27 protein-coding genes are annotated in these 25,504 nt (G+C 35.8%); 16 read left to right on the top strand and 11 right to left on the bottom strand.

The window, feature by feature from the left end:
* Positions 1-18 precede the first annotated feature (18 nt).
* From ACF3OB_RS04835 to ACF3OB_RS04795, 9 genes are all read left to right on the top strand, one after another.
* On the top strand, positions 19-471 hold the full coding sequence (locus tag ACF3OB_RS04835) for a DMT family transporter (RefSeq protein ID WP_392448577.1): 453 nt from the start codon (positions 19-21) through the stop codon (positions 469-471).
* The gene (locus ACF3OB_RS04830; RefSeq protein WP_392448575.1) at positions 468-1,205 is read left to right on the top strand and encodes a GNAT family N-acetyltransferase; all 738 of its coding nucleotides are present in this window, start codon (positions 468-470) and stop codon (positions 1,203-1,205) included. Before ACF3OB_RS04835 ends, ACF3OB_RS04830 begins: the two co-directional genes overlap by 4 nt.
* Before the next feature lie 135 nt (positions 1,206-1,340).
* A complete protein-coding gene (locus tag ACF3OB_RS04825; protein WP_392448573.1) occupies positions 1,341-2,111 on the top strand; it encodes a helix-turn-helix domain-containing protein in 771 nt (256 codons plus the stop codon).
* Positions 2,112-2,177: 66 nt separating this feature from the next.
* A complete protein-coding gene (locus tag ACF3OB_RS04820) occupies positions 2,178-2,642 on the top strand; it encodes a hypothetical protein (RefSeq protein ID WP_212900546.1) in 465 nt (154 codons plus the stop codon).
* 81 nt (positions 2,643-2,723) lie between these two features.
* Positions 2,724-3,254, top strand: coding sequence for a VOC family protein (locus ACF3OB_RS04815; protein WP_095896591.1), 531 nt, complete (start codon positions 2,724-2,726; stop codon positions 3,252-3,254).
* A gap of 260 nt (positions 3,255-3,514) precedes the next feature.
* Positions 3,515-3,934 carry an SRPBCC family protein gene (locus ACF3OB_RS04810; protein WP_392448570.1) on the top strand — a complete coding sequence of 140 codons (420 nt, stop codon included), beginning with the start codon at positions 3,515-3,517 and terminating at the stop codon, positions 3,932-3,934.
* A 15-nt stretch (positions 3,935-3,949) separates the two neighbouring features.
* A complete protein-coding gene (locus tag ACF3OB_RS04805; RefSeq protein ID WP_392448568.1) occupies positions 3,950-4,396 on the top strand; it encodes a MarR family winged helix-turn-helix transcriptional regulator in 447 nt (148 codons plus the stop codon).
* 4 nt (positions 4,397-4,400) lie between these two features.
* Positions 4,401-4,952, top strand: a complete 552-nt coding sequence (locus tag ACF3OB_RS04800) for a hypothetical protein (protein ID WP_392448566.1) — start codon at positions 4,401-4,403, stop codon at positions 4,950-4,952.
* 863 nt (positions 4,953-5,815) lie between these two features.
* Positions 5,816-6,826 (top strand): META domain-containing protein, encoded by a 1,011-nt coding sequence (locus ACF3OB_RS04795; protein WP_392448564.1) that lies wholly within the window; start codon positions 5,816-5,818, stop codon positions 6,824-6,826.
* Positions 6,827-7,060: 234 nt separating this feature from the next.
* On the opposite strand, the gene ACF3OB_RS04790 is transcribed toward ACF3OB_RS04795, so the two are convergent.
* From ACF3OB_RS04790 to ACF3OB_RS04780, 3 genes are all read right to left on the bottom strand, one after another.
* On the bottom strand, positions 7,061-7,771 hold the full coding sequence (locus ACF3OB_RS04790; RefSeq protein WP_042009793.1) for a ZIP family metal transporter: 711 nt from the start codon (positions 7,769-7,771) through the stop codon (positions 7,061-7,063).
* A gap of 100 nt (positions 7,772-7,871) precedes the next feature.
* On the bottom strand, positions 7,872-8,996 hold the full coding sequence (locus ACF3OB_RS04785) for a GNAT family N-acetyltransferase (protein ID WP_095893977.1): 1,125 nt from the start codon (positions 8,994-8,996) through the stop codon (positions 7,872-7,874).
* A complete protein-coding gene (locus tag ACF3OB_RS04780; RefSeq protein WP_172919598.1) occupies positions 8,981-9,919 on the bottom strand; it encodes a transporter in 939 nt (312 codons plus the stop codon). The genes ACF3OB_RS04785 and ACF3OB_RS04780 overlap by 16 nt, the downstream gene beginning before the upstream one ends.
* A gap of 370 nt (positions 9,920-10,289) precedes the next feature.
* On the opposite strand from ACF3OB_RS04780, the gene bioD reads away from it, so the two are divergent.
* Positions 10,290-10,910, top strand: a complete 621-nt coding sequence (gene bioD / locus ACF3OB_RS04775) for a dethiobiotin synthase (protein WP_042346309.1) — start codon at positions 10,290-10,292, stop codon at positions 10,908-10,910.
* 92 nt (positions 10,911-11,002) lie between these two features.
* On the opposite strand, the gene ACF3OB_RS04770 is transcribed toward bioD, so the two are convergent.
* The 4 genes from ACF3OB_RS04770 to ACF3OB_RS04755 form a co-directional block, all read right to left on the bottom strand.
* Positions 11,003-12,013 (bottom strand): TlpA family protein disulfide reductase, encoded by a 1,011-nt coding sequence (locus ACF3OB_RS04770; RefSeq protein WP_392448562.1) that lies wholly within the window; start codon positions 12,011-12,013, stop codon positions 11,003-11,005.
* 91 nt (positions 12,014-12,104) lie between these two features.
* Positions 12,105-12,995, bottom strand: a complete 891-nt coding sequence (locus ACF3OB_RS04765; protein WP_095894058.1) for an IS1595 family transposase — start codon at positions 12,993-12,995, stop codon at positions 12,105-12,107.
* 35 nt (positions 12,996-13,030) lie between these two features.
* On the bottom strand, positions 13,031-14,200 hold the full coding sequence (locus tag ACF3OB_RS04760; protein WP_392448560.1) for an ABC transporter permease: 1,170 nt from the start codon (positions 14,198-14,200) through the stop codon (positions 13,031-13,033).
* Positions 14,201-14,210: 10 nt separating this feature from the next.
* Complete coding sequence (locus tag ACF3OB_RS04755; RefSeq protein ID WP_392448558.1) at positions 14,211-15,113, bottom strand: ABC transporter ATP-binding protein; 903 nt, start codon at positions 15,111-15,113, stop codon at positions 14,211-14,213.
* Between the two features lie 145 nt (positions 15,114-15,258).
* Here ACF3OB_RS04755 and ACF3OB_RS04750 point away from each other — a divergent pair, with 145 nt between their 5' ends.
* The 4 genes from ACF3OB_RS04750 to obgE all read left to right on the top strand — a co-directional run bounded on the left by ACF3OB_RS04750 (position 15,259) and on the right by obgE (position 19,601).
* Positions 15,259-16,482: a DUF2157 domain-containing protein gene (locus tag ACF3OB_RS04750; RefSeq protein ID WP_392448556.1), complete on the top strand. Its 1,224-nt coding sequence runs from the start codon at positions 15,259-15,261 to the stop codon at positions 16,480-16,482.
* On the top strand, positions 16,475-17,146 hold the full coding sequence (locus tag ACF3OB_RS04745) for a GDYXXLXY domain-containing protein (RefSeq protein WP_095912288.1): 672 nt from the start codon (positions 16,475-16,477) through the stop codon (positions 17,144-17,146). Before ACF3OB_RS04750 ends, ACF3OB_RS04745 begins: the two co-directional genes overlap by 8 nt.
* Before the next feature lie 21 nt (positions 17,147-17,167).
* A complete protein-coding gene (locus ACF3OB_RS04740; protein WP_392448554.1) occupies positions 17,168-18,025 on the top strand; it encodes an MBL fold metallo-hydrolase in 858 nt (285 codons plus the stop codon).
* Between the two features lie 574 nt (positions 18,026-18,599).
* On the top strand, positions 18,600-19,601 hold the full coding sequence (obgE, locus tag ACF3OB_RS04735; protein ID WP_119652115.1) for a GTPase ObgE: 1,002 nt from the start codon (positions 18,600-18,602) through the stop codon (positions 19,599-19,601).
* Positions 19,602-19,605: 4 nt separating this feature from the next.
* Here obgE and hemB read toward each other — a convergent pair whose 3' ends face one another.
* Positions 19,606-20,598, bottom strand: a complete 993-nt coding sequence (gene hemB / locus ACF3OB_RS04730) for a porphobilinogen synthase (protein ID WP_392448551.1) — start codon at positions 20,596-20,598, stop codon at positions 19,606-19,608.
* Positions 20,599-20,720: 122 nt separating this feature from the next.
* Between hemB and ACF3OB_RS04725 the strand changes: the two genes are divergently transcribed.
* Complete coding sequence (locus tag ACF3OB_RS04725; RefSeq protein ID WP_042344875.1) at positions 20,721-21,158, top strand: retropepsin-like aspartic protease; 438 nt, start codon at positions 20,721-20,723, stop codon at positions 21,156-21,158.
* 120 nt (positions 21,159-21,278) lie between these two features.
* Positions 21,279-23,540, top strand: a complete 2,262-nt coding sequence (locus ACF3OB_RS04720; protein WP_392448549.1) for an inorganic phosphate transporter — start codon at positions 21,279-21,281, stop codon at positions 23,538-23,540.
* 139 nt (positions 23,541-23,679) lie between these two features.
* On the opposite strand, the gene ACF3OB_RS04715 is transcribed toward ACF3OB_RS04720, so the two are convergent.
* The 3 genes from ACF3OB_RS04715 to ACF3OB_RS04705 form a co-directional block, all read right to left on the bottom strand.
* The gene (locus ACF3OB_RS04715) at positions 23,680-24,228 is read right to left on the bottom strand and encodes a CAP domain-containing protein (RefSeq protein WP_392448547.1); all 549 of its coding nucleotides are present in this window, start codon (positions 24,226-24,228) and stop codon (positions 23,680-23,682) included.
* 41 nt (positions 24,229-24,269) lie between these two features.
* On the bottom strand, positions 24,270-25,013 hold the full coding sequence (locus ACF3OB_RS04710) for a 1-acyl-sn-glycerol-3-phosphate acyltransferase (RefSeq protein WP_042343937.1): 744 nt from the start codon (positions 25,011-25,013) through the stop codon (positions 24,270-24,272).
* A 100-nt stretch (positions 25,014-25,113) separates the two neighbouring features.
* On the bottom strand, positions 25,114-25,497 hold the full coding sequence (locus ACF3OB_RS04705) for a hypothetical protein (protein ID WP_095893988.1): 384 nt from the start codon (positions 25,495-25,497) through the stop codon (positions 25,114-25,116).
* Between the last annotated feature and the right edge of the window lie 7 nt (positions 25,498-25,504).

Genomic DNA, 25,504 nt, shown 5'->3' with positions numbered 1-25,504 from the left:
CCCTCCTAATTTTGCCGTATGAATACAAAATTACTATTTATATTGGCTTTTATGGGAGGCGTTTGCTTAGCGATTCAAGCAGCATTTAATTCTCAATTGACAGTGCTACTCAAAAAACCGATTTTTACTACTTTCGTTTCTGCGATAAGTTCGGTAGTGTTTTCGTTACTATTTGTGCTATTGCTGTTTACAAAAGACCTTCCCAACAAAGAAAGTTTTAGGGAAATCCCTTGGTATTTATGGTTGGCAGGTGGATTTTTCAGCATCGCAGGACTGATGCTTTACTTTGTTACCATTCCTAAAATAGGCATTACCAAAGTTATCGTATTGGGACTTTGTGGACAATTAGTTTTCTCGGTTATCGCAGGGCATTTCGGTTGGCTCAATCTACCTGCTGACCCCATTACCTTGAAAAAAAGCATAGGCGTAGTGGTAATGATTGTAGGAATTCTTTTAATTTATTCAAAATGAAAAAAATACTTCAAAACACTCAAAATCTCTTTTCGCTTTGGAAAACCGTAAGTGATGATGCAGGAGAATATCATCAATTTGATACAATTTCAATGGCAAAAGTCCCTAATTCGGAGTATCCTAATAGAATTTGGCTGAACCAATATCCTACCAAATTGACCACAGAAACCATACAAAAGATTAAAACCATTGCACTGCAAAATAAAGAACCTCTGCGTTTTAGTCTTTTTACCGATGATTTACATTTTCCCGAAGAAGAACAATTGCTCCGCAACGGATTTATGAAAAAATCCGAGCAATACGGAATGTCTTTCACTTTAAAAGAAAAACTTCCCATTGAAAGGCGATTGCATTTTCAACTTGTGCAAGATAAAGAGCAATCCCAACTTTGGTCGGACTTATTTTTAAAGAGTTTCGGCTATAAGATATCCGCCGAAAGCATCTACCAATCGAGTGCGAAAATTCCTTTTTATATCCTTTATTTTCAGAAAGATATTGTAGGAACGGTGCTTACATACCCAACCGAAAATATAATAGGTGTTCATTCTTTGGGCATACTTCCTGAGTTTAGGAAATTAGGCTTCGCGGAAGAGGTAATGACCGTGCTTATCAATCAATCTATTGACCGACAATGTGAAACGATGACTCTACAATCCTCCGCTATGGGCAGAAATCTTTATCTAAAATTAGGCTTTGAAGAGGATTTTTTGATGATGAATTACTCTCTTAATTAAAAAATGGCACAATCAAAGAACAACATCGTAACCCATAGACTGACTTAAAAAAACGTTCTATAATTGGGGTGTTTTGTGAATAATTTTATTGTATTTTGAAAAACATTGTACTTTTGTGGGAAACAATCTTTGATGGTGGCTACAAAATATCAAATCATTAAACCCAACGCATTTTTACGGAAATATATAGAGTATTTTTGGGTAGCGGAGACCGATGAATATTTTCGGTATTTTTCGCCTGCATCCACGCTTACCGATTTGGTTTTCTTTTGCGAAGGGACGATGAAAAACACTCAAAACCGGGAAGAATTATCCGAAAGTGGAATGATTTTCGGTCAAAAAACAGTATTTGATAATTATGAGGCTGTTTTTCCCAAAGCCAAACTTTTTGGGGTTCGGGTGCGTCCGTCTGTTTTTCTGTTGACTCACAATATCCCCGTAACAGTATTGAGAGGGCAACGCATCTCTTTGCAGGATTTGTTCAGTTATGAGGGCAAACTACTTACAGAAAAAATGCTCAATTCCAAAACATTGACTGAAGCTGTAAGCCTTTTTTCAAACTTTTTGATGCAAAAAGCAACTGACTTGCCTATGAAATATCAATCTATCGAAAAATGGTTATCAAAAACCAATTTCCTAAGCCCCGATATTTCTACTAAAGATATTTGCCTTTCTCAACGGCAATTTGAACGAAATTTTAAGGAGTTTACAGGTTTCTCTTTGCGAAAATACACCAAAATCAAACGATTTGAACAAGTGTTTAGATATTTACAAAGCACCAAAAATAAAGAAAACCTTACCGAAATCGCCTACCGATTCGGCTACTACGATCAGGCGCATTTTAACCGAGATTTTAAAGAGTTTACAGGAAGAAGCCCGAAAGATTTTTATATTTATAGTAAGTAGAAAGTGTTTTTTATTTTCAAAAAGCATATCTATAAAATATACTCTAAACTTATAAATTGACATAATATGAAAATTGAAATTATTCAGATTTTTTTGCCGGTACTATTATTTTTACTAGGAGGACTTGGTTGGTTATACAAACATGAAAAAGAAAAACGAGTCGAAATTGAAAAGCAACTTTCAGTTAGGAAATACGATGTCTATGTCAGGTTGTTAACTGTTTTCTTTGATATTCTCAAACAAGTAAAAAAGGGGCAGTCTACCAGTAATGAGAAATTAATCGACAAAATGATTGAAATAAAGAAAGATATTTTAATTTTTGGTAGTGACGATGTTGTAAATAAATTTTTTCTTTGGGAAAAGAAAGCTCAAAGTAAAGAAGCTTTAAATGCCTTTTCCGAACTTGTGATTTCTGTACGAAAAGATATGGGGAATCCTAAAACAAAAATCACAAAGAAAGATTTTCTAAAATCTTTAATTCAAGGAGATGATGTACTAGCAGAATTAAAAGAGCAGGGATATATATATTAAAATAACTAAAAATGTCGTTTCGGTACAATTTCAGCACACAAATTCGGGGTAGCTTTGCCTCTAATTTAAATTTACATAAAAATGACTGAAAAAGTAAATGTACCGAAAGGAAGCCACACTGTAAACGCCCTCATTTCCACACAAGATACCCGTGCTTTAATTTCGTTTTTGGAGAAAGTTTTTGATGCTCAAGAAGATAAAAACGCTTTGGCAATCAGCCAATCCGACGGAAAGATTTTCAACAGTAGTATAACCATTGGCGATACTACGATTATTATTTTCGACCGAAAAGAAGGTTGGAAACATACGCCCTCTCTATTGCAAGTCTATGTGAATGATATAGATAGAAAACTCGCAACCGCCGAATCACTCGGAGCCACTATTGTTACCCAGCCTACCGATTTTTATGGAGGGAAATTAGCTCGCTTCATCGACCCGCAAGGCAATTTATGGTGGCTTTTTGAGTTGTCGGAATATGACGAATCCGATTGGATTTCAGAAGAAAACACCGAAGAAACCGATGCTGTATGGGCATTAGAACCTGATTCGGATATGACTTACATACACGATTCACTTGTTGAAGCAATGAAAAAACTCAATGACTTTCAATAATTCTAAAGTATTACAATTATGGCACAATCAAAGAACAACATCGTAACTCACGGATTGAGTGGGAAATTTTTAGTTTTGAAAATCAAATAATTATCATCAATTTCTTCTGCTTTTAATAGTTTTGACCATAAATCTAATTTTAAATCTAAGATAATAATATCAATTTTATTGACTCCTTAAATAAAAATATTATTATAAATATACTTATTATATACATATTTATTATTATCTTTGTCCCGAATTTTAACTAACATAAAATTATGTGGACAAAATCGTATTCGGTAGTTACCCAAGAAATTAAAAAAGAGCAAATCTGGCAATTGTTTACAGATATTGATAATTGGAATCGCTGGAAGACTTCCATAAAATACTCAAAATTGTTGGGCGAATTGAAAGTGGGAAGTTTCTTCATCCTAAAACCTAAAAAAGCTCCCAAAGTGAAAATGGAAATTATAGAATTAGAACCTTTTAGGAAATTCACTGACTTAACCCGATTTCCTCTGGCAAAAATGTACGGAGAACATTTGTACGAAGAAACTCCCAATGGACTAAAAATCACCATAACAATGAGCGTAAAAGGATTGTTATCAAAACTTTGGATAAAACTTGTAGCCAATGATATTGTAAAAAATCTTCCAAAAGATATTGAAAATCAAATCAAACACGCTAAACAATTATAACCTTGTAGTCAGAAAATGAAAAGAATTTTTCAATTAACACCCGAAGACAGCTCTGGTCTTCTGCTTTTACAAGTAACGAATTTGTGGCAAAGAGAAATTAAGAAAATACTACAACCTTTAAGTTTAACACATCCGCAATTTATGATTTTGGCAAGTATTTACTGGTTCTCTTTGAAAAAAGAAGAAGCTACACAGATTTCATTGTCAAATTTCACACAGATTGATCCAATGACAACATCTCAAATAGTTAGAAATTTAGAAAAGAAAACTTTCATAATACGAAAAGAACACCAAACCGACACACGGGCTAAGGTAGTGGAAATTACAAATAAAGGTGTGGACTCCATCAAAAAAGCAATTTTTGAAGTGGAAGAGTTTGACAAGCGTTTTTTTGGAAAGCTCAGTGAAAAGCAATTTTTATTCAATGAACTTTTAAACATATTATTAAAACTAAAATCATAAAAAAATGGCACAATCAAAGAACAACATCGTAACCCACGGATTGAGTGGAAAAGTGGGAGATATTTTAGTCTTCTCGCAACGAAACGGGAAAACCATTGTTTCCAAAGCTCCCAAAAAACGCAAAGGAGAAGATTCCGAAAAGCAAAAACAACAACAAGCCAAGTTCCAACAGGCGGTACTCTACGGAAAGGCTGTCCTTGCAGATGACAATCAGAAGGCAATGTACGAAAAAGAGGGCAAAAAAGCCTACAATGTAGCCGTTGCCGACCTGCTCAATGCGCCTAAAATCGAAAGTATCAATGTCTCAAACTACAAAGGCAATGCAGGAGAAACGATTGTTATTCGAGCCACAGATGATTTTAAGGTCGTTTCTGTAAAGGTAATTATCCAAAATGCAGATGGTTCGTTGGTTGAGGAGGGCGAAGCCGTTTTACAAGGTATCGATTGGATTTATATCGCCACCGCACAAAATCCCGACCTCTCAGGAGATAAAATAATCATTCAGGCTTCCGATATTCCTGCTAATGTCACAGAAAAAACACAAGTCTTAAAGTAATTGACTTTCGATTTTACAATGTCATACTGAGCGAAGTCAAAGTGCTTATTGGTTATCACAGAAAATTTGAATTATGGTTTGTCACACTGAGCGAAGTCGAAGTGTGATTGATTTCTACAAAAAAATCATCATAAATGAACGAAGAAACAACGAAGAAGTAACGAAGAAGTAACGAAGAAGTAACGAAGAAGTAACGAAGAAGTAACGAAGAAACAACGAAGAAGTAACGAAGAAGTAACGAAGACACTTACACAATTTTAAATTTAAAATTACGAAGATAAAAGTCTTCGACTTCGCTCAGACTGACACGGAGTTTGTCTTGCTGAGCGGAGTCGAAGCTCCAAAAATTATTTGGAATTACTATTTTGAGTTTAGTTCTTAATTGCATATATTTTTAATGATTAAACACTGATTTTTCAGTATTTTGACCACTTTTCATCGGCATTGGAGATTTGGCGTTAAGAAAATCAACGAATAAAGCAAAGTAAGCGAAAACTTGGAGCTTAGTATGTGGGAAATTTTCCATTGTTCGAAGCGACCGTAGGAAGCAAGTTTGGAAAATTTGTCGGAAGCCAACTGCTTATTTTTTAATGCCCGTGCGGCTCGCACTTTTGGTTCTTTCCATCAAAGGAAAATAACAATGTATGAAAATAAATAATGAACTCAATTTACTATTTTTATCACGACAGAATAACAGAACCTAAAATACACAAAGACACAATATAATGTGTCTTTTTTTATGATTAAAAGTTGAAAAAAGTTCTCGAATTTACTTCCTAAGTAGAAACAGAAAAAAACATATTTTGTGCGAAAATGGAATGCTTTTTGTGGTAATCCTAACCGAATTTTTAAATTATTAAGATATGAAGCTAAAATATATTCTTTTTTTGGCAATTGGTGGAGTCATTTCGGCGTGTTCCACTTCAAAAGAACAGATTTATTGGGTGAATTCGGCAAAAGCAGATTGCAATGCAGGAGCAGGAAAAGCACAATGCTTGCAAGTTTCTAAAAAAGAAGACCTTAATAAGGCTCAGTGGGAATATTTTTACGCTCCGATTGAGAATTTCGTTTTCGAGGAAGGATTTTTCAAGAAAATACAAGTAAAAGAAACACAATTGGATAGCAAAAATGTTCCTGCCGATGCTTCTTCAATAAAATACACGATGATAAAAGAGATTGAAAAACAAAAAGATATGACTTTTGAACTTGGCGGAAATTGGATGTTGGAAAAACTTAACGGAAACCAAGTTACGCAATCATTAAAGCCCAATTTGGAACTTCATTTGCAAGAGAAAAAAATAAACGGAATTGGTGGTTGCAACAACTATTTCGGAGCGATTACCGAGCTTAGCCAAGATAAAATTCAGTTTGGCAAAGTGGGAGCGACCAAAAAAATGTGTATGGAAGACAATATCGAAACGGCGTATTTCACTGCATTGTCCGAAGTACGTACTTTCAAAATAAACGACGGAAAATTAGTTTTGTTCGATGCTTCAGGTAAAGAAAAGTTGATTTTCAGCCCTAAACAACAAGTAAATGAGCGTCTGCACGATATTTGGGGAGCTGTCCGCATCGGTGGAAAAACTATCGAAAAGAAAGAAAGCGTTCCGTTGTTGGAAATCAATCTTACTGAAATGAGTATCAGCGGAAGTGATAGTTGTAATAGTTATTTTGGTCAGATTGAGGAGCTTACTGAAGAAAAAATCGTTTTTGGAGATATCGGTATGACTGCCAAATTATGTTCCGAAATGGAAATCGCTCGGCAGTATAACGAAGCCATTGGCAAGGTAGCTTCCTACAAACTCGACGGACTTAATTTAACGTTTTATGACATCAATGGCAATGAGTTAGTTGCTTTTATAAAAGGGGATTAAAAATCCTCTTTTTTTGTGTCTATTCTTGTGGAGTGTTTTTAATTGAGTTTAAGGGTGTCAATAAATAAGAATGAATAACCTCTAAAATGGAGCTATAGTCCTGTGAAAGAATGTTTTATATATCTATCTCTTTCACTACGCTTAGGTGTTGGACAATAACAAAAACAGCCACAGGACAAGGAAATCTCTTATGTAAAGAATGTGGCTGTGTTTTAGTAGGTTCTGTTATCAAGCCTAAACAAAATAAGCAGTTGCAAAACCTAAGATTATGGTAATCAATTTAATATGATTGAACTTATGGTTTTCAGATGCTTCAAATAGAATGACAGACGAAATGTGTAAGAAAATTCCTATAACGATGGCTGATATTTCTACATGGTAATGACCTAGTTGAGGTATGTATTCTGCTAAGAACGTTCCGAAGGGAGTCATCAGAGCAAAAAGGGTTAGAAAAACAAACGTACGTTTAAATCCAATACCTGAATCTAGAAAGAAAATTGTCAATACCATCGCAATTGGCAAGTGATGAACAAAAATCCCATATGCCATATGATGATGATGGTGCAAAGGGAATCCTTCTAAAATTGAGTGAATGCTTAAGCTGATAAATAACGTCCAAGGGAAGGCGTTCTTTAAATCCTTATGCGGGTGATGTGTATGTCCGTGTTCAGCTCCTTTGGAGAAAAACTCTAATACAATTTGCAGTAAAATTCCTATAACAATCCAAATGCCTAACTGTTTGCCTATTTCGCCGTGATGATCATGGTCGTGGTCGTGTGCCAATGAATGATATACTTCGGGCATTAAGGTAAATATGGTCATAGCTAACAGAAAAGCACCACTGAAAGCTAATAGTAATTTGATATTGCGTTGATTTTTAGGTTTGAAAATAAGTACGATTGCAAAACCTAATACAATCGATAGAAAGGGTAATAGATAGTTCATTCTTTTTTATAAAATTTGTTATACTATTCAAAGATTCAAAGATTCAAAGATTCAATAATTTAATGATTTTTTTCGTGAATCATGTTTTAATAACTTAAGATTAGATATTTTTCTTATATGTTGCTCTTTTTGCAAAAATTACAGGGTTAAAATTCTTCCAAAGTTGTTGGATAGCAATATTATCTTCTAATTCGGGAGTGATAATGCACTTCTTAATGCCATTTTTCTTAAAAATAGGGTAATAGTAATCGAATAACAACGATGGAATTCCTTTGCTTTGATATTCTGGAGATACCCCAATCAAGTAGAAATCGACCATGTCGTGTTTTCTTTTTGCTTGAAGTAGATGCCAAAATCCAAAAGGGAAAAGTTTCCCTTGAGCCTTTTGTAATCCTTTTGAAAATGAAGGTAGTACGATAGCGAAACATACCATTTTTCCTTGGTTGTCCTCGATGAAACGGATGTATTCGGGATTGATAAAGGGAATGTACTTCTTCTTGAAATGCTCTCGTTGTTTTTCAGTGATAGGTACGAATGATGATAGCGATGCGTAGCTCTCATTAAACAAATCGAACATCGCATCAACGTATTTTAGGATTTCGTTTTTCGTATTGGCTTCAACCAACCGGACTCCGTAGCGTTTCTTGATAGCATTTGCTGTTTTATTGAACACCTCTGGGTTTACACTGTCTAAGGTGAAGTAGGTTTCAATATATCCTTTTTCTTTTACCAAGCCCATTTGTTCCAGATGTTGTTTGTAATAAGGATAGGCATACCATGTCATCATATTGGCAATATGGTCATAACCTTCTGTTAACACCCCTACCTTGTCCATGTTTGAAAATCCCATAGGCCCTTCCATATATTGGAGGTTGTACTCTCTTCCTTTTTCGGCAACTTTGTTCAGCAGAGCTTTGGTAACCTCTATGTTATCAATCATATCCAACCATCCAAAACGAATTTTTTGCACTCCTTGTCGCAAATCGTGTTTGTTGACAATAGCTACTACACGTCCGACCATCTTTTGTTGAGCGTCGTACGCTGCATAGAAAAACGCATCTGCGTTTTCAAATACTGGATTTTTAGTTTTGTCGAATGACGTTACCTCATCATTGATGATAGGAGGAACCCAATAAGGATTATTTTTGTACAAGGAAAAAGGAAATTTAACAAAATCCGTAAGTTCTTTTTTTGATGATAACTCTTTAATTAGAATAGTAGCCATTTTTTCTTTCTTTTTATTTTTGTGGGTTTAAACTCCTCTTCATTGCCTTTTAAAATTTCTTTTTTGATGACATCTAAATGTTTGTCAATTCGATATGAAAAACCAACCAATCCCATGTATCGACTTGGTGTATCCTTCCAACTTGCTCCCAAATCTACATTCACTTGGATGTCTTTGGTGAATAGATATGCTCCGCCCAAACGTAGGATATGGTCGCTATAGTAATGACTTTGAATACCTTCGGATTCTAAAAAGATGCTAAATCGGCCATTATCAATATTGTGGGTTAAAGTAGCGATGTAACCCAATTCTCGGTTGCTATCCAAAAACCGATTGGCTATTAGGTTTGCAACTAATACGACTCTGGGCATCGGGTGGCTCTGAAGCGAAACCACAGCTTTAGGCGAAAGTGTCGGGATATTGTCGTAATAAAACCTTTTGTTTGGGAAAAAGTTCATTCCTGCATACACTCCTACAGCGGGAATTAAGCGTTTCCATTGGAATTTGTTGTTGGCTTTCCAGCTGTATAAGTTTGGTTTCTCATCAAAATAAGGGTTGTAAATCAGGTATTTAGCTCCTATGGTGTTGTTGATGAAACCGATGTTGTTGGAACGTTGGCTCCCCAGATAGTGGTAGTGCGTATGGTCGTATGCTAATGTTCCGTTTAGTACTGCTTCAAACTTATCGCTTAATACTCCGTAACGAGCCGAGTAGTTCAATCCTACTAAAGTCATGTCCGTGTAGGTATACTTATGATTTCGCTGTTCAAACCACAGCCCACCTTCAAATTGGAGTACTTTTCTTCCAACAGCGTACGCACTTTGTGAGTTTCCAGGTTGGTTGGAATTGATAATATCCGTATATTGTCCTCGTGCTATAATCGGAAGTGTATTGATTATCAGTAATATGATGATTTTTCTCATTGTGTCCAATTCATTTGTTTACGAACTGCAAATATAAGTTTATCTCTTTAAATGACAATACTTTTCCTACTTTCAAGAAATAAATAATGGAAGTGATGTAAAAAGTATGATACCTTAAAAAAAGAGGACATTTCTGTCAGGCTGAGCGAAGTCGAAGCCCTGTAATGATAAGGCTTCGACTTCGCTCAGCCTGACAATCAGAACTTCCATCATACTTTTTACAACACGACCTAAATAATTAATTACGAATTATAAATTACGAATTATAAATTACGAATTACGAAGGCAGGATTTTTCGTGATTTAATTCCAAATTATGTCTTGCATATTGTTAAATCAAATTTTATTACTTTTGCAAAAAAAACAATCGTATGACCTTTTTTATCACAGGAATTTCTACAGATGTTGGTAAAACAATAGCTTCAGCTATTTTGACAGAAGCATTACAGGCGGATTATTGGAAACCTATCCAAGCAGGGGATTTAGACAATTCTGATACCCATAAAGTACAACGATTAGTAACCAATCAAACCTCTGTTTTTCATAAAAATGCTTATGGATTAAACACTCCTGCAAGTCCGCATTTAGCAGCGGAAATAGATGGAGTTTCTATTGATTTGACACAGATAAATCGCCCAAATACTGAGAATCATCTTGTTATTGAAGGAGCGGGAGGACTGTTAGTTCCTTTGAATGATACCCAAACGATTGCCGATTTGATACTTCCGACCGATAAAATCATCATCGTTTCTCGACACTATTTGGGAAGTATTAATCACACTCTTTTAACTTATGAAGCTCTGAAAAACAGAGGGCTATCTGTGTTTGGGATTATTTTCAATGGTGAGGAAAATATGCCAACAGAGGAAGTTATACTCCAAAAAACACAACTTTCTTTTCTCGGACGCATTAACGAAGAGCCCTATTTTGATCGGAATGTGATTGCATATTATGCAGAAAAATTTCAAGAACGATTAACCTCCTTGCTATAGCTCGGTTTTATAATATGGTGTTGTAAAACAAATAATTACTACACAAGGAGGTTAAACTTAGTTTTTGAGTTTAAGTTTCCGATACACAAAACTTAATTTTGTTTTTCTAAATCCTTTAGCATTTGCTCAAAATGGTCTTCAGTAGGTCGTGGCATTTGTGCGGAAATGAATTTCCCATCTTTGTCCAAGAGGATATAAGTTGGATATTTGGTAATATTATAATTCTCTTTAAATGCGTTCATCTCAGAATCAAACGGACGTAGTTGTACAATGGACTTTGATTTGTTTTGAACATCTTGCAACCAGGCTTCACGTTTGCTGTCGGCATTCATTCCAACGAATACAAAATTCGGGTTGCTCTTGTATTTTAGAGCGTACTTTTCAAAATATGGATAATCATATTTACATGGACCACACCACGTAGCCCATACGTCTATGACTACGTATTTCCCTTTGAAATCGGATAAACGAACGGTCTTGTTTTCTAAGTTTTCAGCTTCAAAATCAAAGGACTGACTGCCTCGAGAAACTTTTTCTCCCTGACGGTAGATAGTCTTAATTCGGTTTCTGATTTTTGTGTTTTCAATCTGTGAAGCATAGTTTTGTATCAATTCGCTTCTTTCGTTAGTATCGAATGAGCTTTGTAATGATTCATTCAACGTATAGAATAACAATTGGTCTTTGAAAATAGGATCGTTAAGCGTTGCGATAGCATTTAACTGTTTGGTTTGCAGAGCAATTTCTGTGGTGTCTTTTTTAGTGAGTTCATTCAAAATATATTGTAAATATTCAGGGAAATCCAATAGGCTATGATCCGTAAAAGAAATAAATTCTTTGATTTCTTGAATTTCCTTAGGGAGATTTTCTACAATATCAGGTCTTGAATGTTTTATTTTTTCCTCAAAAGCTCTCCAATAATTTAAAATTTTCAGCGTGAATAATTTCTTGTGAATCAACAATAAATCGTCGCTGAGGGCATAATTATCTTTTGTTCGGAAGCTGTTGGTTGTGTTCATTCTGTTTGTCCAAACACTGTACGCTTCTTCGACAAATCGGTCTATTTTATTTAAAGGTTGATTATTTCGCTCGGCCCAATATTCCAACGTCCATAATTTATCGTAAACTTTTTCTGAGTTATATTGTAAATCAGCTAATTGGTTTCCTTTTATTGAAATTATTTTTTGAGCTCCACACTTAACTACATATCAAATTCCGGTGATGAACAGGTTTCTTCTCAATCATTCGTTTGATGAGATTATTGAATATATTATCTTTCGATTGAGAACGGTTAATTCGGTATGAAAATTCAGCCAAATATCTATCCATATTGAAATCTGAAACTCGACAATAAATCGTTCTCAACCAACTTTTTACTTGGTGTATTATGGTATGTAAAATAGGAAAATTCTTCCCTTTATTACTCGGTATTTGTTTGATATTGAAATCTTTAATAGGTCTGTAACCTTTCCAATCATCAGTGGTCACTTGGGCGGATTTATCAATATGTTTATCAAAAATTGTCCGTAATGATTTGGCAGAATAATCTTCTATTTTATTAGCATAGAATCGTTTAACCTTCCCATCATCAGTTAGTTCTATGGCACAAACAATCTTTTTTTTCTTTGAATCGTAACTCCTACCTTGTTTGCCATCTTCTTTCCCTCCCACAGTAAACTCGTCCACTTGAACTTGACCATTCATTTTATGTAATTCATTGGATTTCATTGCTTCACGAACTTTGTGCATAAACAATCGAGCCGTATTTTCGGTAATTCCATAACGAACAGACATTTGTAAAGCTGATAGGTTTTTAGTGGTTGCACACATCTCAAAACAAATAAAAAAAGCCTTACGAAGCCCGAATTTTACTTTGTGAAAAAGTGTTCCTGCCGTAGGGCTTTCTGTATCAGAACAAATGTTACAAGTTCTTGAAAAATCCTTGCGGATTTGGCTTTTTGTATGCCCACATTTACGACAAACAAAGCCTTTTTCCCACTTCCAATGAGCTAAATATTCTTCACAATCTAAGTCGGTTTTGAAGCGTTCAGTGAACTCTAAAAGATTTTGACCGTTAAAAATTTCCATAACTACCTGATTTTATGAACTGCAAATATATGAAATTATATGAGGAACTCAATTATTTTAATATTGTTCTTCGCAATTTTATGCTTAAAGAAAATACTATCGTTGGTTTGGAAAGGGAAATGAATTTGTGCATTATTCTCTTTCATCGGAACCAATAGTGTATATTGTTTCAAAGGTAAATCTTCGGAAATTATATAGTGAAATTTATTGTCCTTTACAGGGATTTCTGCTATGGTATCTCGCATAAAACTTTCACTTAAAATCAGTTTAGAGATGTTTTCATCACTGTCAAATTCTCCCGCGATTACAGTTCGGTGATGTTTAGGCAAATAGTTGGGAGTTAATAGGTAGTAAATTGTCAGACAACCTATAACCAAAGCTGAAATGGTTGCTATCGCACTCGTTTTTTTAGTAAAAACACGTTTTAAGGATTTGCTTTTGAACCAGATAAATCCGACAATAAAGAGAGTGATAAAGGCTATCAAACTCAATTTTTCGGTGTAAAGCAACCAATGATTCAAGTCACTTCCGTAGGCATTTTTAGATGTTTTTGCTAATATGGTTATCGGATTCCAAACTTTTTCAATATCAAAATCTCGTAGGATTCCTGTTCCTATCACTAATGCCACTCCAATCAGTATGGAAATTATAAAGCTTGAAAACAAGGTTGATAGGACGAATTGTAATATTGTGAAAAACAAAGTTGCTACAAACATTCTTACAGTAAATTGAAAAAAGAATCCCCACGGGATGTTTATTTCCACGCCCTCAGGTATTTTTCCGAATAGATAAGTAATCCAGGCAAACAATATGGCGCAAACTACAAAGGATAGAATACATATTAAATTGCTAATCAGTACAATTGTCAACTTTGAAGAATATGTAGCTATTTTAGAAATAGGCAGAGTTTCCATCAGTTGCCATCCTCCGTTTCGGTGGTCAATTTGTGTGATTTTAGCACAAGTCAACACAATGAGTAGTGGAAGAAATAAAGATGTTAGCCCTTCCGAAGCTCCGGCGGTGATGTCTTCAAAATAATTATATGGGATAGTAACTGGGGGATTTTCCTTTCTCGTAAGAGAAAACACAAAAATCACCACAGGGATAAATGCCCCGAAAATAGTTGCCATCAAAAAAGTGGCTGTTCCTTTTCTTTTTATATTTTCAGCTCGGAAAGTTGTTTTATAATCGCTTAGAAATGACATGGTTGTGAAATTATTTAGTTAATAGCATAAAAGACTCTTCCAAACCTTCCTGAGGTTTGAGTTCGTAAATTTCGGCTCCGAGTTGTACTAATTGTTTAACCAACTCAGGGATAGCCTCTTTGTTAGCAAGTGTAAAAATAGCTTTGTCGCCAGTGAACGTAGCCTCTGGGAATTGCTCTTTAATCTTATCGGATAGTTCTGAAAGATTTCGTAAAAAGATTTGTACTTTACAATCGCTGTATCTGTCTGAAAGTTCTTTCATAGTGCCTTCGAATTGTAATTTTCCATGCGAGATGATGCCCACGTGTGTACACATTTTCTCAATTTCAGAAAGTAAATGACTTGAAACAAAGATTGTTGTGCCGAATTCTTTATTGAGTTTTATCAACAAATTTCTGATTTCGAGCATGCCGTTAGGGTCAAGCCCATTCACGGGTTCGTCCAACAGTAATAACGAAGGATTGTTCAACAGTGCCATCGCAATAGCAAGTCTTTGCTTCATTCCGAGGGAATATCTTTTGGCTTTCATGTGCTTACTCCGTTGTAAATCCACAATTTCTAAGTATTTTTCAATGCTTTCTTCTGCTACATTTCGCATCAAAGCGATGTAACGCAGATTGTCATACCCCGAAAGGTGCAAATACAAAGCAGGACTTTCCACCAAACAACCCACATTTTCAAATATGTAAGGCAATTGATTTTGAAGCGATTGACCAAAAATTTCGATACTGTTGCTATCATCGGGGAGTATACCCGTGAGCAACCGCATTGTAGTCGATTTTCCTGCTCCATTAGGGCCTAAAAATCCGTAAATACTCCCCTTAGGAACGTTAATCGACAGATTGTCAATTATTTTCTTTGATTTTGAAAACCCGAAATTTAGTGCTTTGGTCTGTATAGCGTATTGAGTCATAATATTTATTTTGGATGGGCGAAGATAGTGAAATGTTTGTTAAAATCAAAAAAAAATCGTGTGAATTGAGTTTGATTAAGATAACTTCTGTGTAAAAAAAGTGTATTTTCCAATAAAATTATTATTTTTGTCAAAAACAATCTTTATGAAAATCTTAAATGAACTGGACGAGTTGCAAGAAGCGGGGGTCATTACCTCCGAAGTAGCTCAAAATATACGTGCATACTTACACCAAAGAAAACCAAATACCACTAATAGTTTTTTGGTTATTTTCGGTATCTTGGGAGCGGTTCTCATTGGGTTGGGACTTATTCTAATCTTGGCTCATAACTGGGATTATCTTTCGCGGGGAGTCAAAACCATTGTAGCTTTTACGCCTTTGATCGTCGGTCAGTCAGCCTGTTTTTGGGTGTTGTTTAGACCGCAAAAAACATGGATTTACGAGAGTTTTGCGATTTTTACGGCTCTTTCCGTAGGACTGTGTATAGCAATGGTGCATCAAATTTATAACCTGCCCGAAAATAATATCAGCAATTTTATATTCACTTGGATTTTACTGGGGCTTCCTTTGGTCTATGTGATGAAATCCAAATCGGTAGCGTTGTTTTACATGTTTGGAGTGTCCGCTTATGCTATCAGTACACAGAACGCATTTAACTATGACCAAACCGATAATTACTACCTCCTTATGCAAACCGGGTTGGTAATTGCAATTATTCCTTTTTACTATCGTCTTTTTAAAACTGAAGCTAAAAATAACTATACGGCTGTTTTTCACTGGTTTTTTGTGATAACCTTACTTATCTCCATATTTGCTAATGCTAGGGAACAGTATGTGTTTGCTTTGATAATCATTCTTTTATGGATGTTTATTTATGTGGGTAAATATATTCAAAGCAGCATATATTACAATGCTTATAAACTCACAGCCATTCTAGGAATTGTTTTTTTATTGTTTTTCCCTTACTACTCCTACGGCTTCTGGTCTGATTTTCAGTTTATAGCTGTTCTGTTTTTTGGTTTACAATTGTTGTATGCTTACAAAAAGTATTGGGTCAAAAAAGAGGAATTTGATTGGTTGGAGGTGTTTCCGATATTGATAGTAGCACAGGCTTATTGGCTTTCCATTCCCTATATGTTTGATCTATTGGGGCTTGGTTTCGGGATTTGGTATTTGATTAAAGGTGTCAAATCACATCGGTTTTTACTGATTAATTTTGGATTGATAGTACTCACATACGCTATCGGACAGCGATTCTTTGATGCTTACATTCCTTTCCTGTTAAAAGGAATTGTATTCGTTATCTTAGGGATGAGTTTCTTTGTAGTTAATTATTTAATTATTAGAAAAATACGAAAAAATGCGTAACTATATCTTATTCATAGCTTTTGGGCTTATGGTTCTTTTTCAGTGGTTAGTGCCATCGGTAATGATTTGGAACAGAGAAAATATTATCCGTCAGAATCAGGTGTATTTGTTTGAAACAGAGCCTGTTGATCCTCATGATGCTTTTCGAGGGAAATATGTCGTTTTAGGGTTTAGGGACAATAAAGTACAAGCATATGGTTTTGATAGTATTCCTTCTTTTAAGGTAGGGCAGGAAGCGTTTGTTACTGTGGATCGTTATGCAGGTATTGCTTATTTGTCCGAAATTTCAGAACAAGAACCAACGGAAAGAGCTAATTATTTCAAAACAAAGGTTTTACATGTTGATGAATATGGACAAATTACCGTTGATTTCCCCTTCAATCGTTACTATATGAACGAAGAGAAATCACTACGAGCAGAACAAATTTTAAATGATGAGAACCTCAAAGCCTATGCGCAAGTAGCAATCTACAAAGGAGAGGTAGTTTTGAAAGACGTCCTTGTTGAAGGTGTTTCTCTCAAAGATTTTGTAGAAACATATAGAGGAGCTACGACCGATGCCTCTGAGGAAGAGCCTGAGATAATAACTCAACCTATGGAGGAGCCTTCTCAAGCAGAAGAAATCATTATAGAGACTATTAACGAACCTAATGGCGATAATTAGCGAAATTGAAACACACTTGTTATGAAAATATATCCTATTGATACAGTGAACTTTAAACTGGATGGTGGAGCGATGTTTGGCGTTGTTCCCAAGTCGATTTGGCAGAAAACTAATCCTGCCGATGCAAACAATCAAATTGATTTATCAGCTCGATGTATGCTTATTGAAGATAATAACCGATTGATTCTCATCGATACAGGCATGGGGAACAAGCAGTCGGACAAGTTTTTTGGCTATTACGCACTTTGGGGAGATACTAATTTGGATGATTCCCTAAAAAAAGCTGGTTTTCATCGGGATGATATTACCGATGTGTTTATGACCCATTTGCATTTTGATCATTGTGGAGGTTCTATCCAATGGAATAAAGAGCGTACAGGCTACGAACCTGCATTTAAAAATGCACGTTTTTGGACAAACGAAAGTCATTGGCGATGGGCAACCCAACCCAATGCACGTGAAAAAGCATCTTTCTTGAAAGAAAATATTTTACCGATGCAGGAAAGCGGACAGTTGTATTTCATTGATCCCAAAGGGAATACGTTTTTAGAACAATCGGAATTAGGTTTTGGAATCTTATTTGTGGATGGACATACCGAAAAACAAATGTTGCCATACATTCACTACAAGGGAAAAACGATTGTGTTCGTTGCAGATTTGTTGCCTACGGTGGGGCATATTCCCTTGCCTTATGTGATGGGCTACGACACACGTCCCTTACTTACCCTCGAAGAAAAAGATAAGTTTTTGCGAGAAGCTGCAGAGAAGGAATATTATTTATTTTTGGAACATGATGCTCATCATCAGCTATGTACGGTACAGCGTACTGAAATTGGTGTACGACTCAAAAATACGTTTCGTTTTGAGGATGTATTCTAAACTTAGCAGAAAGTAGTAGAGAGGTTAAAATAGCATGTTCGTGTTTTGAGCGTAATAGCTTTGTTGATTTTCGTGATTACTAACCTGTGTGGAAGCAAGAGAAATACCGAGTTCAGCATTTAACCACATATCTTTTTTATTTATTAGACTTCTATTTTCAATGTTTTTTGTGTTTTCTATAGGCATTGTAGACAAAGTCCGCACAGCGGAGTATGTGAGAATTGATTTTTAGTGAAGTATCTATAGCCTTGGAATGAAATTCGCCGAACTTGTGGAGATAATTTTTGGTTTCACATACCAAGCTTTCGTTTACTATGTTTCAACACAAAAGTACAAATATGAAAACAAATGATGAATTCAACAGAAATATTTGCAATAATTGTATAGAAAACCCAAATGTATATATGCTTTATTTTTAGCATTTTAAAAAAGTAATGTTTTGTTGTTTTATAGATATTTGTGGCATTTAATTACTTTTGTAGTAGAAAGCAGATAACCACAAGAACTTTAGCACAAGAACGAAAAATCAAAAAAAATACTGTATTTTTGTTCCCTAAATTTATTTCATACGATTATGACCGAAGGAAATTTCACGGATTACGTTAAAGTATTTGCAACATCTGGCAACGGAGGTAAGGGGTCTATGCATCTGCACCGAGAGAAATTTGTGGCTAAAGGAGGCCCTGATGGAGGCGATGGAGGTAGAGGAGGACATGTTATCGTCCGTGGAAACAAAAACCTTTGGACGTTGATTCACTTCAAATTCCAGAAACATTTTCGTGCAGGACACGGAGAAAGTGGAGGTGCGAGTCGTAGTACGGGAGCCGATGGACAAGATGTTTATTTAGAAGTGCCGTTGGGAACTATCGTCAAAGATGCCGTTACGGAAGAAATCCTTTTTGAAATTACTGAAGACAAACAGGAAGTTATCGCCCTACGAGGAGGTAAAGGCGGTCTCGGAAATTGGCATTTCAGAAGTGCTACCAATCAAACGCCTCGTTATGCTCAACCAGGTATCCCAGGAGAGGAACGAGAATTATTATTGGAACTCAAAGTGTTGGCTGATGTAGGTTTTGTAGGATTTCCTAACGCAGGGAAATCAACTTTACTTTCGGTTATAACTTCGGCGAAACCCAAAATCGGCGACTATCCGTTCACGACCCTAAAACCTAATTTGGGGATTGTTGAACATCGTGATTTTCAGTCGTTTGTGGTAGCTGATATTCCCGGAATCATTGAAGGAGCCGCCGAAGGAAAGGGGTTAGGTCATTATTTTTTACGCCATATTGAACGAAATTCTACATTATTGTTTTTAATCCCCGCCGATAGCAAGGATATCATAGAGGAATACAATATTCTGCTCAACGAACTGAAAGAATACAACCCCGAGTTGTTGGATAAAGACCGCCTGATAGCCATTTCAAAATCAGATATGTTGGATGATGAATTGACTTTGGCGATAGAAAATGAAATAAAATCTGCTTTAGAGGGGGTTCCGTTCTTGTTTATTTCCTCCGTTTCAGGTAAAGGCATTCAAAACCTGAAAGATACTCTTTGGCAGATGATAAACCGATAGGAAATTACTTTCCTATCAGTTTCGCCACGTCTTTTGCAAAATAAGATGCGATGAGGTCTGCTCCCGCACGTTTGATAGATACGGTTTGTTCCAACATTACAGCGTCATGATTCAGCCATCCTTTTTCGGAAGCTGCTTTTATCATTGCATATTCGCCTGATACTTGATAGACAGCCACAGGAACTTCGGACATGTTTTTTACTTCTCGAACAATATCTAAATAGCATAATCCGGGTTTAACCATCACAATATCAGCTCCTTCTTCTATGTCCATACGAGTTTCCCGAATGGCTTCCAATCGGTTGTGATAGTCCATTTGATACGTTTTTTTGTCTTTTGGTATGTTTTGAGCATCTACAGGGGCGCTATCTAAAGCATCTCGAAAAGGCCCGTAGAAAGAGGAAGCATATTTTGCTGAATATGACATAATTCCCACATCGGTAAATCCTTCATTTTCGAGCGTCTCACGGATGTTTAGGATACGTCCGTCCATCATATCGCTTGGAGCAACAAAATCAGCTCCCGCTTTTGCGTGTGAAAGGCTCATTCCACAAAGAATTTCTACTGTAGAATCGTTGGCAATGCGTCCGTTTTCGATGATGCCATCATGTCCGTACACTGAATATGGATCAAGAGCAACATCCGTCATAACTACCATCTCAGGCACTATATTTTTTACAGTTTTAATGGCTCGTTGCATCAATCCATTGGGATTTACGGCTTCCTTTCCAGAGTTATCCTTCATGTTATCAGGTACTTTTACAAATAACAATACGGATTTCAGCCCTAAGTTCCAAAGTTCTTTCACTTCCTGCTCCAACAAATCTAAGCTATAACGGAAGTAATTGGGCATGGAAGCAATCTCCTCTTTAATGCCTTTACCTTCTACAACAAATAATGGAACAATAAAATCATTGGGGGATAAAATGGTTTCGCGAACCAAACTGCGAATAGCTTCGGTGGTGCGTAACCTTCTATTTCTTCTTAATGGATACATAGTTTTTGTGTATTTTAACAATAAGGCAAAGGTACGAATTATTCCTATAAGCAATCGTTGTCGGCTGTATATATTTTTGGAAAGTGAGCTCAAAAAATGTAAATTCGCCCAAAATTTATAGCATGACCTTACAACAATTACTTATTTCACAGCGATATGTCGTTATCCCTTTGCTGATTACTCCCACCCAACATTTTCAGTTGTCAGCAAAGATTAATGGAATCGAAGGACGTTTCATTTTAGATACAGGAGCATCGAACACTTGTGTAGGGATGGAACATATCGTATATTTTGATTTGGATACGAAACTCTCTGAAATCAAAGCCACTGGAGCAGGTTCAAGTGATATAGAAACTTTACTTTCCGTTAGGAATCACTTAAAAATTGGCACATGGGAGATGAAAAGAACGCCATTAGTTTTGTTTGACCTTACGCATGTAAATGCCGCATTGATACATCATAATGCTGAACCTGTTCATGGGATTATTGGTGCAGACATACTTAAAAAAGGTAAGGCTGTGATTAATTATCCCAAGAAAAAACTCTATTTGAAACTGTAGATTATTTTTACTTTCTTAGAGCTTATATTACAACCAAAATCTTACCGATTTCTTAACAATTAGGTAACATATTTTTTTGAGATTATGCAGAATTTTGCTCCATAAAAATAGTATTTGAATATGGAACAAGTGTATATTTTCATGTTGTTTGTGCTGTTCTCACTGGCTATCTTGGATTTGGTAGTTGGAGTGAGTAACGATGCAGTAAATTTCTTGAATTCGGCAGTAGGTTCACGAGCTGTAACCTTGCGTACGATAATGATTGTTGCAAGTTTAGGGGTTGCCATTGGTGCGATTTTTTCCAGTGGAATGATGGAAATAGCTCGGAGTGGAATTTTTGACCCGACAGAGTTCTATTTCAGTGAAATTATGGTTATTTTTATGACTGTAATGCTTGCTGACGTGCTCCTTTTGGATTTGTTTAACTCCTTGGGATTACCTACATCGACTACTGTTTCCATTGTATTTGAATTGTTAGGAGCTGCTGTCTGTGTGGGAATCATCAAAACCTATAATAACGACCAAAGCATCTCCGCTGTACTCGAATATATCAATACTCAAAAGGCAGGGCAAATCATATACAGTATTTTCTTGTCCGTTCTAATTGCCTTTACGGTAGGAACAATTGTACAGTATTTGGCAAGGTTAGTATTTTCATTCCGATATGAGCGAAATATCCATATTACGGGAGGTCTTTTTGGAGGCCTTTCGCTTACGGCATTGACTTACTTCATCATTTTTAAAGGACTAAAAGGTGTTTCATTCATTTCTTCCGACACACTTGAGTGGTTAGATGAGAATATCAAGCTGATTCTTATCTTGTGTTTGGTAATCTTTACCATACTTTCCCAGATATTCATTCAATTGCGTGTCAATATCTTTAAGATAGTTATCATCGTTGGAACTTTTGGTTTATCGATGGCTTTCGCAGGAAATGACTTGGTGAACTTTATAGGGGTGCCTATTGCTGCATGGCAATCGTTTGAGATGTGGCAATCTTCTGGTTTAGAACCCGATCAATTCACCATGGAAGCTCTTTCAGGGAAGGCTCAAACTCCAACACTTTTATTGATTTTGGCTGGAACGATTATGGTTTTGACTCTTTGGTTTTCCAAAAAAGCACGTAATGTGATTGAAACAGGTGTCAATCTCTCTCGCCAAAGTGAAGGGCAGGAGCGTTTTTCGTCCAATATGCTTTCTCGTTTTGTGGTGCGAATATCGGTTTTTATAGCCAATGTGATTGGATATGTTATTCCTCGAGCAGTAGCTCAAAAAATTGACGAGCGTTTCCAAAAACCTGAAGAAGACCCGAAAATCAAAGACAAAGATGCTCCGGCATTCGACTTGGTACGTGCTTCTACTAATTTGGTGGTTGCAAGTAGTTTGATAGCCTTAGGGACATCGTTAAAATTACCACTCTCGACAACCTATGTTACTTTTATGGTAGCCATGGGTTCCTCGTTAGCTGACCGTGCATGGGGACGCGAGAGTGCAGTATATCGTGTGGCAGGTGTGTTCAATGTTGTAGGAGGTTGGTTCTTAACGGCAGGTGCAGCCTTTTTGTCCGCGTTCGTAGTAGCATTTGTTCTGTATTATGGTGATGTGATTGGACTTATTGGTATGGTGCTTTTAGTTGGATTTTTATTGCTTCGAAGTGCTATCGCTTTTAAAAATAAAGAGAAAGAGAAAAACAAAAAGCGTCATTTTGAATATAATGACTTAGTAACCATCAACGCTATTGCTAAAGAAAGTTCAGAATATATTTCAGGAACTATTGAGCGTGTGAACGAACTTTACGGTAAAATTATCAATAATTTAGGTACGCAAGACTTAGGTAAACTGACTAAAAATAAGAAAAACGCAAAAAAAATAGAAAAGGAAATCGACGAGCTGAAAGGAAATATCTACTATTTCATAAAGTCATTAGACGATAGTTCCGTGGTTTCGAGTAAGTTTTATATTATGATTATGGATAATCTCCAAGATATGGCATATTCGCTAAGTACGATTGCTTCACACAGTTATGAGCATGTGAATAATAACCATAAAAACCTTAAATTCAATCAATTGAGAGATTTGAAGGGTGTTTCAGAAAGTATGGAAGAATTGTTCAAAGGGGAGGTAACGGTTTTCCGTAGCGAAGACTATACAAATCTGCATAATGTATTAGGAAAAGGAGTGGAATTGAAGAAGCACGTTTCAAACATGGTTCAAAAACAAATTGACCGTATCCGAACTTCAGAAACCAGTCCGAAAAACTCAAAACTTTATTTCAGTCTGCTGTTGGAAACCAACGCGTTAGTTAGAGCTAATAATAATCTGCTTTTACAATTTGATGAGTTTCAGCACGAATTGAAAAAGCGAAATCGCAACCGCAAATAATTTATTGATTAACAACAACTTAAAACCACATAGGAAAATAGAATAAACTCTATGTTACTATGTGGTTTTTGTTAGTTTATAGTTTACCTACTTTTACTTTGACAATGAGGCAAAATAGCAATTAGCAACCTCAAAGCAATTATTTTTTTTCATACAATGTAACAAAATCAAGTACAACATTATTAGAACCAGGATGATGTCCAATAATAACTTGCTTATATTCTGTTGAAAGTAGTGCCTCTCTATGTCCCATAGTACTTCCCATCCAAGCATCTACAAGTTGCCTGACCGTTGCTCCAGGAGGAACAGTGACAATATTTTCCCCCACATCCTTAAAACGTATCTTAGTAGCTTTCATTCTCCAAAAAATAGACTTCCCTTCTGCATCAAAATGATCATTCCAATCAAGTTCTTTATCCTTACCACTCTCAAACAGATATTTAGAATGTTCCTGAGCCAGAGGATGATCAAAAATGGTATAAGGAGGAAGTTTATGCTTTTTTCTAATACTATTGATATAGTCTATCATAATCGTTTGTAGTTGGGCAAGCGATAAGCTACGTACCTCACTGTCATAGAGATGTTTGGATTGGGGAAGCACTTTCTTATTTTGGCAAAACACATTACTCGCCTGATGTCCTCCCATCAACCCAGAGGCAAGAATTAAGGTTAAAAAAAATTTGTACATAGAAATGAATTTTTTATAAATATAACAACACTAAATATTTTCTAATTTGAATTATAAACTTGCTCTAAATCACTCAAAATCAAACTTCTAATTTCATTTTTCAAGGCGTGTCTATCTTCAAACTGCATTCCTTGTGTGTGTACAAAGGGGTGTATTTTAACACGCATACGCCCCATGCTTCCCGCAAAAAAGCGAAATGGGAATCGTTTTTTATTATCGAAAAAAGTCATTGGAACAATGGGAATTTGATACTCAATTGCTAAACGAAAAGCCCCGTCTTTAAAATTATCCAACATAACCGATTCGTCAGGAACTCCTCCTTCAGGAAAAATACAAATACTCAATCCTGCATTAAGTCGCTCCATGGCCGAATCATACACTTGTTTACGGCTTTGTAGGTTTGACCTGTCGACCAAAATAGCTACTCGCTTGTAAAAAAATCCAAATAACGGCATCTTAGCTAATTCTTTCTTCCCGACAAAAACGAATGGATTTTTACTGCAAACGAACATAAGCATAATATCAGTCATACTGGTGTGATTAGCTATCAACATATAGCTCTTTCCTTTTTCAAGTGTTTCATAACGTGATATTTGTGGGTAAAACCCCATGCCATATAGAATCGGTTTTGCCCATAAATTTCGAGCTACCCAATAGAACTGAGTATACCACTTTTGATGCGAAGTCAGTATCAAAAGTAATGGAGCGAATAATAAGGTTAAGGTTCCTACTAATACATAGAACCATGTCCGCCAAATGAACCAAAATATATATCGGAATATCATTTTTAAAGGTCTTGTTTTGTGAAAATAAAAAGGCAATTAACCTGTTTTGAACTTTATGTAAAAAATCAATTATTACAAAAGGCTTTGGAAAAAGGATTGCTTACAATGAAGCAGAAATAAATCCTATTAAGCAAATAATGAAATAGATAGCAATCCCTCTTGCTCCGTCATAGTCCTTAGCCAGACGTTGTCCCAGAAGAAAGCAGAGTAGGGTAGAGCTACTTAGTACTAGTCCATAAAATCCGTATTGAGGATAGGGGAGTGTCCAAAGTTCATATATTCCAATACACAGAAACAACGTTGTAACAGATTCTATTACAGTTATTATTAACAATAAAGGATATATCCATCCAGAGATGAAAATACCTTTAAAATAATTTTTGTAATAGTTTACCGAAGTCTTAAAATTAACGATTTTTTCAAAAGCACTATATCCAAAAGTGATTATCAAAAACAGATATATGAAAAATAAACTCCAAAACATATTAGAC

The organism is Capnocytophaga canis (assembly GCF_043187445.1).
Lineage (GTDB): Bacteria > Bacteroidota > Bacteroidia > Flavobacteriales > Flavobacteriaceae > Capnocytophaga > Capnocytophaga canis.
This window is presented reverse-complemented; position numbering and strand designations above follow the sequence as displayed.